The organism is Pseudomonadales bacterium (assembly GCA_013215025.1).
Lineage (GTDB): Bacteria > Pseudomonadota > Gammaproteobacteria > Pseudomonadales > DT-91 > DT-91.
Genome location: JABSRR010000164.1, coordinates 1 through 7,693 on the forward strand (window position 1 = coordinate 1; position 7,693 = coordinate 7,693).

Here is a 7,693-nt window from a genome sequence, read left to right on the forward strand (position 1 = left end):
CAGGCTGATTGATAGGCCTGCCTTGGCGCGTTAAAACAGGAAGCAAAGAAGTCGCAGTAAAATCGGGCAGGCCATTGACCCACGTCACAAAATCTTCGTTCCAATATCGGCCATCGTTTAAGTCGTAATTTGCCGCAGATTGCCACATTTGAAGCGTAGTGCCGACCTGCACACCATCAACCTTCATAACAAAATCTTCAGTCCGATTGACAGCGGGACCGGCGTTGTTACCTGTCTTGCTCAAAGTTGCCGAACCGCCGCCAGTGTAATTGACGGTCACAACATCTATTGTTCCCGCAAAACTTTCAAACTCTTGATCATCTAAATCGTTATACAAAACAGTAGGGCATTGGCTTGTAAAGTCTCCCCAATTTCCTTGGCCTGTATTTCCTCGCATCGTTTTTGCGTTGTTGCCGACTTCGTAGCAACCCGTGAAATCACACTCTAAAAATTCAGGCATACCCCTAACCATATACGACACGCCGCGCACACCGCCAAACCAAAGCTCTCTCGTAGCCTCAAATTTGCAGCGCTCTAAAACATGGTTTTCAGTGCCGCCATCGCTTGGCCCTTCATCGTAAATCTGCTCAATTGTGTTCATGTCAATTGTGACATCGCGCAACCACATTCGGTCATATTTTGGACGCCACCCTTGGCCACCGGGATTAGGGCCTGTCGGGTCTGTTATTCGAGCTGACACACCCTCTGCTGGTTCAATTACAAGATAGCTGTTGCCGAAATATGTCGCACCACCGCCGCCAATTGGATAATCGCCGTTGTCGATAAGCTGAATGCGGGCATTGTCTGGCGCCAAACCTTTGAGCGCAGTGATAGCCGCGCCAATGTCAGCATAATCGCCCGCCGCGCCTACGGTCACATCCTGATCATACAGCGTATCTTGCGGATAGAACGCAAACGGCCCGATCACGCGGTTTTGCATAGTCGCGTCGCTTGGCACGGCTTCGGCATAAATGTTGGCAGCGCCGGATGTGCCAATTGGCTTTTTAATCGCCACCCAATAACCAAGGCATTGATACGTAGAGCCATCAACTCGCGTAAACTCACGCAAGCTAGGCTCAGTGACGTCAAGGGTATTGCCTTCGCAATAAAACGTGACTTTGTTAATCCCGCCGATTAAACTCCTGCCATTAATTGCATAAGCAGATACACCGATAACAAGAGTGTCAGTGAATCTCTGGTTTTCAGGTACAATCAAACGAGCGGCTGGTTTCGCCGTTACACGCGCCGGATCGCTGGGAGTGCTGGTAAACCCGCTACCGGCTGTTCCGTTCCAACTTGCGCTAGGCGTAAGCGTTGCTTCAATAGGCCCAATGACATTACTAGTGGCAACAGTTACGCCCCCGGGACTACTTGCCGTGACAGATAAACTAATCAAAGCGCCTTCATCGGCATTTTGAAGCGTGTAAGTGCTTTGCGTCTGACCAGCTATTTCTAAGCCATCCCTCAGCCAATTGCGCCCGACAATTGCACCTGTATTCACAACGCCATCATCGCTAGTTACGACATCGCCTATGAAAGGGTTTTCAGAGATCGTAGGAGACGTTGTAAAAATTGGCGGATTAAGATTGAAAAAGTTTGCAAAATCATCCGCGCTAATAATGTCTACTTCACCATTGCGGACAATGGGGATTAAATCAGACCCCAACAATGTTTGAACAGTCGGTGCATTGACAAGCTCATCTGTAACCTGATCGGCACCATACATGCTAAAAAAGCGGTCTGTGCGCCTAAAGGTGCCTTTCTCATCATAAAATTTGAGATTGTAAGTCCCGCTCGCGACAAAGAACGAATAGTTGCCGATAGCATCGGTTAAAGCGCGATTTTCAATGCCAGATACGACAGATATAGGCGTCTGGTTTTCATCAGAGTAAATAGGAATGACAGTTTCGTTGTCGGAGAAGTCAACGCATTCAATTTGCCAGCCGCTCAAGCTATCGCCATTTTGAGAGCGAGCCGTGCCAGCCCATTTAAACATAGCCATTATAAGAAACTCCAATCAATCAATCGAAAAGCTCGAAAAAGTAACTTCTATCACTGATGTAGCAACATTCCCAAGGCCATCAGTGCATGCACAAGAGAACGTGTCCATGACCGTTTCTTCGTTACCCATAGTGCGGAAAAATGACGTCGCAGGACTATTAGGAGAGTTTGCAAATGACGTCCCCGTATTTAGCCTTTGCCAAGAATAAGAATAGGGTGCCTCGCCCCCTGTAGGCGTTGCCGTAACGACATTCGTTGTTAGCGGCCCTGCGCCCTGTCTTCCACCACCCGCAACGGCTGGGGTAATGCTTAAAGACAAGTCAGGAATGAACGAAGCTATCTCAATCCAATCAGGGTCATCGTATATAATGGCTGACGTTATCTTTTTGTAATCACCGTCAACAAACACCAAGCCATCTTCTATCTCGCGCCAGACGCCACCATCACGAACTCTCATGGCGTATAGAAAAACACTATGTCGCCATTTGCTGGCGAGGTTGGATTGGGAGATCCTTCAGCCAAGATAAATACTCTTGCTGATGTATTGTTAGGGTCATTGTGATGAAGCATCGCGCCACGGCCTGTATATTTAGGCTGAGTGCCCTCAAAGACAGCTGCGTCCTTAGTGGCGAAAATGTCTGTTACAGGGATTCCGTTATAAAACACGCGAATATCAGCCATCATCTGGCGCATAGCGTTGTTAACGTTGGCAGGAGGCATACCCTCGCCAATGTTAATCCCGCTTATTGTAGTGTTTTGATTAGGGTCTGTGCTGTAGTCTTGGACTGCCATTTGTTAAAATCCCTACTCTGAGTTATGCTTAGGCATGAAGATATTTTTTATCTTGTTGGCCAAAGGCATTGTCTTAGCCATTTGGGTTGCGATTGTGGAGCGTTGGAACGCTTACAGGCTTGAACGTCAGCGCAAAGGCCTGCCGTTAATTCTTGACGCAAAGAGCGGCAAGTATCGGGTTAAAGATTGGACGCTTCACGTAAACACCGGCTTTCGATACCTTAGAAACACAATCTATATCGTCTTGACCCTTGCTGCGCTGTCCATGTTCTGGCTGGCCTAACCTTTAAAGTTGCCGTTATTGATTGGCTATAACTGCACCCGTGCCGACAGAACTCCAAAAAGGAGCATTTCGACCAATTAGTGCTCCAGTGTTTCTCGCTAATTCGGGTCTGTCAAATACAGCCCGTTGGAGCATCTTTTGACCTGTTGGAGTGCCTAAGAGAGCCAACGTGCCGAGAACGCCTGCCGCTGTGCCAGTCGCATTATTCTCGCCTGTAACGCTATTTTCTGCAATAGCGCCAGCCCCGAGGGCAACCGGCAACAATCTATCGACCGTGCCGGAATTTGGCACAGAAGGGCGTATTACCTTGTCCGCAGTCCGTGCCAAAACTGACATAGGATTAAGCCCGCCAAATCTATTCCTAGATATGTTGCCTTGGCGTACTACCTGTCTAGGCGTTGGTTGAGGATTAATATCAACTGCCTTTCCATAATTTTTCGCCATCCTAAAGGCTTGTCCTGCCCTCTTTAGCTGTTCTGAAACTTGATTTGGAGGGCCGGTGTTAGGTAAGGTAATAAGGATATTTTTGGCCTCATTCATAATGTCGTCATACGCTTGGGGGATTGAGCCTGTTATGCTTTTGTTTGGGTTGCCACTATTCCTGTTTAGGTTTTGCAATGCGCCCACTACTTCAGAACCCGGAATATCACCCTCTTGTGACGCCACCCGATTTACCGTTCTGTCAATCAATTTCTGAGCTGCGTTCTCGTATTGAGGGTCATTTAACGTCGGGATGCTATCGTTAAGCTTTTTAATCGCGGCTAACTGATCTGCCCCCACATTAAATGTATTTTCGAGACCTATTTGATTATAAAAATTACTAATAGCGCCATCGTAATTGCCTGTATCACTGTTTCCAAGCAAAGCTTCGGCAGCATCAAAACCAGACTTGTTATCTAATTTAAAGCCAATTCTATCAGCGGCGATTTGAGGATATAACTGGTTGAGTTTTTCTCCAGCTCGCTTGTAAACACTATTCACAACGTCGCCAACGACAGGCACAGACGTTAAGCGGTTTTCTAACTTAGCCAAAACCCCTTCTGGATTAAGGGTCTGACCTAAAGTCAACGGAACGTCCATATTCCTTAAAGATTGAGCGTCTGGATTTGGCGTTGCCCCGCCTACAACTCTGCCAACACCTTTACCTAAGGCACCGCCGATAGCAGAACCGCCCGCCCCCAAAGCAGCCGACAGAACAGGGTCATATCCTTGGTTATAACCATACAGACCGCTATACACAGCATCGCTGGCCACATTAGAGGCGACGGGATTTGCTGCCATTGCCGCGCCTAATCTAGGAGCAGCTTTGGTAGCAGCTTGGGCAAGAAGCTTGTTAGCACCCCACGACCCTGCGACGCCGCCTATAAGCTCTCCCCCGAAGGCAGAACCCGGATTTGCGAGGTTCATGGCGTTAAGTTGATCTTGCGTACCCCACAAACTTGCAGGAGCACCAGCAAAGAGAGCATTGGCAGCGTTGAAGGCGGCTGTAACTGGAGCGTTGTTTATAGCTTTAGTTACATTTCGCTGTGTTTCACTTAGCTCCGCGTTTGGTTTCAGGACTGCTGGGCCACGAGGCCTCCCTTCGTCACGTTCTTTAATTTGAGCCTCAAGATTTGGTATAGGCTTTTGCCCTTGAGATTTGGCAAAAGCTTGAAGCTGATCGGCTGTTGCACCAGCTAGATAAAGTTGATGAACTGTTGCCGCGTAAGCCCTATAATCATCAGTCACATAGCGACCGTCTTCAGAGCCAACAATCTCCTTATTCTCAGGCCGAGTAGTCGCAAGCGCGTTTACATCAACAGTATTTGGGCTAGGGCCAACTGGCGCACCGCCAATAGGAGGAGGTGCGGTCGGGGCTTGACTAATCGGAGGAACGATTGGTTCATCGTCGCCAAGCGATAGCGGTACTTGGCTTTCGTTAGGGTCAATCTCTGGCGCGTCATCCTCTGGCTCAGAAAGCCCTAACGCCTCTTTGGCTACATCAAGGCGAGCGCGCACCTGTCTGATTTTTTCCTCAATAACCACGTCCCGGTCGCTAGCAAAAGGCTGGTTTGCCTCCTTCTGCAATTTCAAATCTGCATCGGACTGCGGGCCGGAGCCAGAAACCCTATTCGCCGCAAATGCTATTTCCTGTAAGCCCGCCGCTGCTGTGTCAAATTGCTCATTAGCATCAAGCGGGAGATAGTCGGTTAGCCCGTAGACGCCTTTGGTCGCGCCCGGCCCTTGATTGTAAAGCTCTTGAATTCGGTCAAGCTGCTTTTCAAGCGATTCGTATTGCGCAATTTTTTCGCGGGCAACTCTAGGCTTCCAGTCGGGGATGGGCGCAATTCCCCCGTCATCGGTTATCCTGTAGCCCTCTTTGGCCAATTCAAAAGCAAACTTCTTTTTATCCCTATCAATTGCGGCGTTCGTTGCGTCCCGCCTCGCAATATTAGCGCCTGCATTAGTATCGGCCTGATTAATCCTACTAGCCACCTCTGCGGCAGCAAGCTCGCTGGCCTGTGCCCGGTTTTCGGCTTCAGTTACGCGGTATGATTCCGTCGGGTCAACCGGACCGACAGACGCTTGCCTGACAAGAACAGGAGTACCTTGCTCATCGTAGCGCCAAATGTTTCCCGCTTCGTCTATAAATTGATCGGACATTTATTGTCCCCCTGTAAATGGTCGCAGTTCGCCGACTGGTTGCGTTGGTGGAGCAGGACGCGTGCGCGGGACGACCGCTGGTCCGGCCCCTGTTTGGACAATAGTGGGGTTCACAATGTCCATCGCTCTAGTGATTTCATAGGCCAACTCTGGATTCCTCTCCCTTAAATTAGCCATCCACAGGGCATCCCTTTGCAGCGCCGTGGGCTTACTCGCTTCAGCTGCCATCTCTTGCGCCTGCAATAGAGACCTCTGCCGCTGCTGCTCTGCAATCAATGCGGCTTGCTGCTGCAAAGCTTGCTGTTCGGCAAATACACGCGGACCGCCATAATAGGTTGAAACCGCGTCACCGACATTACCAAGCACATTGCGTGCGACTTCACCCCAATTTACACCGGGAGATGACGCCTCGGGCTGTGCTGGAGCGAAAAACTCATCACCCCTTTGCATCTGCCCCATAGGCATTTGCTGCATTGCCTGAATATCGCCAGCCATAGGCATTTGAGCATTAACACCGCCCATAGCGCCCATCGCAGGCTTGCCATAATTGCCGTTTAGACGGCTTTTGCCAAAAAGAGCCATTATCCAAAAATCCCCGGTGTACCAGTTAATCCGCCAAGACCCGCACCGATAATCGAGCCAAGCAAGCCGCCCGATTGAGTTTGCGTGCCTTCAGTGTTTTGATATTGACCAAGCAAGCCGCCAATCGTGCCAGCATTCAAAGCGCTCGCTTGCAAAGGAAGCATTGCGCCTTGGTTGCCAGCCCGCAATGCCGCATCAAGCGGAATAAGAGACCCTTGCAATAGTCCCGGTGCCATACCCGCCGCTTGCATTTGTCGATTGGATAGGTTGTTATAATCTTGATAGCGCAAACCGCTCTCGTTTTGAGCCAATGCGCGCCCGATAATATCTAACTCAGAGCTACCGCCAATTCCGCCGCGTGTTCCAAGTTGCGTCTGCAACTGCCTCCGCGTGTTATCGCCAGTCTGAGATATAATGTCGTTCAGATAAGGGTTGTCTCCGGGCTGCATTGCAAGAGTGTTTTGCAAATATCCCTGAGCGGCTTGAATTGTAGGATCGCCAGCTGCATAGTCGTCAAACAAGCTTTGAGACGCACTCATAGCATTATCTGACAAAGCGTTAATCGCTGGCATAGAGCTATTATAAGCGCTCTGCTGAGCGTTAGCTGCACCTTCAATCTGCGAAGAATATACAGGCCGATTAGTCTGCTCTGTCTTGGTTTTTTTCTTACCCATCTCACACCTTAAAAGTTAATAAGACGGAACCGCCGTCTAAATCTTTGCGCGTCCAATCGGGCAAAAGACGCGCCCACCCTTTTCGACCTTCAATGCGAAAAGTTTTCCCCGCATGCTCAGGAAGATTGCGCATAGCCTTATCAAAAATAGGCATAGCTTTCCATGCGCCAGAACCGCCCGCCGCAAGAAACTCAATCTCATTGTCAGAATTGGCAAAGGTTAAGGCCCACGCGTCCAAACCAATGCGCCAAACACAGGCGACATAATCAGACAGCCAAGCCTCTACCTCATCCCATGTAATAGGCCCCATTGACGGGGCTAAAGCGGCCTTGGCCTGTTCATCTAAAACCCAAGGCCTAACAATCATTCGCCCACTTCCTCAGGAAGCGTTGTAGGCTCTGCGTCCCCATCATCGCGAGGCTCAATATTGGCAAGCATGGCTTTAATTTTTTGCCCCGGTGAAACTCGGATGTAAACATCGCGCAAAGGAGGTACGAAAAAGCCGTTACTCTTGTCTACCTCATCGTCATCATTGCCCGTCAACATGACAAAATGCGCAAGCGTAGAGTGAAAAACCGCGACGGAAGCGCTGCGATGGTCCATCGTGCATGTTTTGCTATTTAAACCGGTCTCCAAGGCCTCGTGACCCAGAAGACCTTCGACAATGCCACCGTCTTTGACGTTTGCGACATACGAGACGTGTAATATTGGCATTTTA

The 7,693-nt window shown here is 49.6% G+C and carries 8 protein-coding genes; 1 reads left to right on the top strand and 7 read right to left on the bottom strand.

Annotated elements, in window-relative coordinates:
• Together HRU21_10610 and HRU21_10615 are read right to left on the bottom strand one after the other, a co-directional pair.
• Nucleotides 1-1,951, bottom strand: a 1,951-nt coding sequence (locus tag HRU21_10610) for a hypothetical protein (GenBank protein ID NRA42739.1), incomplete at its 3' end; no start/stop codon positions are given.
• A gap of 503 nt (nucleotides 1,952-2,454) precedes the next feature.
• The gene (locus HRU21_10615; GenBank protein ID NRA42740.1) at nucleotides 2,455-2,793 is read right to left on the bottom strand and encodes a hypothetical protein; all 339 of its coding nucleotides are present in this window, start codon (nucleotides 2,791-2,793) and stop codon (nucleotides 2,455-2,457) included.
• A 34-nt stretch (nucleotides 2,794-2,827) separates the two neighbouring features.
• Here HRU21_10615 and HRU21_10620 point away from each other — a divergent pair, with 34 nt between their 5' ends.
• The gene (locus HRU21_10620; protein NRA42741.1) at nucleotides 2,828-3,076 is read left to right on the top strand and encodes a hypothetical protein; all 249 of its coding nucleotides are present in this window, start codon (nucleotides 2,828-2,830) and stop codon (nucleotides 3,074-3,076) included.
• 15 nt (nucleotides 3,077-3,091) lie between these two features.
• On the opposite strand, the gene HRU21_10625 is transcribed toward HRU21_10620, so the two are convergent.
• From HRU21_10625 to HRU21_10645, 5 genes are all read right to left on the bottom strand, one after another.
• Nucleotides 3,092-5,719 carry a hypothetical protein gene (locus tag HRU21_10625; protein ID NRA42742.1) on the bottom strand — a complete coding sequence of 876 codons (2,628 nt, stop codon included), beginning with the start codon at nucleotides 5,717-5,719 and terminating at the stop codon, nucleotides 3,092-3,094.
• Nucleotides 5,720-6,301, bottom strand: coding sequence for a hypothetical protein (locus HRU21_10630; protein ID NRA42743.1), 582 nt, complete (start codon nucleotides 6,299-6,301; stop codon nucleotides 5,720-5,722).
• Nucleotides 6,301-6,975, bottom strand: coding sequence for a hypothetical protein (locus HRU21_10635; protein ID NRA42744.1), 675 nt, complete (start codon nucleotides 6,973-6,975; stop codon nucleotides 6,301-6,303). Before HRU21_10635 ends, HRU21_10630 begins: the two co-directional genes overlap by 1 nt.
• A 1-nt stretch (nucleotide 6,976) precedes the next feature.
• Complete coding sequence (locus HRU21_10640; GenBank protein ID NRA42745.1) at nucleotides 6,977-7,342, bottom strand: hypothetical protein; 366 nt, start codon at nucleotides 7,340-7,342, stop codon at nucleotides 6,977-6,979.
• The coding region (locus HRU21_10645) for a hypothetical protein (GenBank protein NRA42746.1) at nucleotides 7,339-7,693 on the bottom strand (355 nt) is incomplete at its 5' end. The genes HRU21_10640 and HRU21_10645, both read right to left, overlap by 4 nt.

Bases quoted from the DNA above. Each gene is read 5' to 3' on its own strand.
- HRU21_10620 (NRA42741.1), top strand. From the start codon at position 2,828: ATGAAGATATTTTTTATCTTGTTGGCCAAAGGCATTGTCTTAGCCATT.
- HRU21_10640 (NRA42745.1), bottom strand. From the start codon at position 7,342: ATGATTGTTAGGCCTTGGGTTTTAGATGAACAGGCCAAGGCCGCTTTA.
- HRU21_10630 (NRA42743.1), bottom strand. From the start codon at position 6,301: ATGGCTCTTTTTGGCAAAAGCCGTCTAAACGGCAATTATGGCAAGCCT.
- HRU21_10625 (NRA42742.1), bottom strand. From the start codon at position 5,719: ATGTCCGATCAATTTATAGACGAAGCGGGAAACATTTGGCGCTACGAT.
- HRU21_10615 (NRA42740.1), bottom strand. From the start codon at position 2,793: ATGGCAGTCCAAGACTACAGCACAGACCCTAATCAAAACACTACAATA.
- HRU21_10635 (NRA42744.1), bottom strand. From the start codon at position 6,975: ATGGGTAAGAAAAAAACCAAGACAGAGCAGACTAATCGGCCTGTATAT.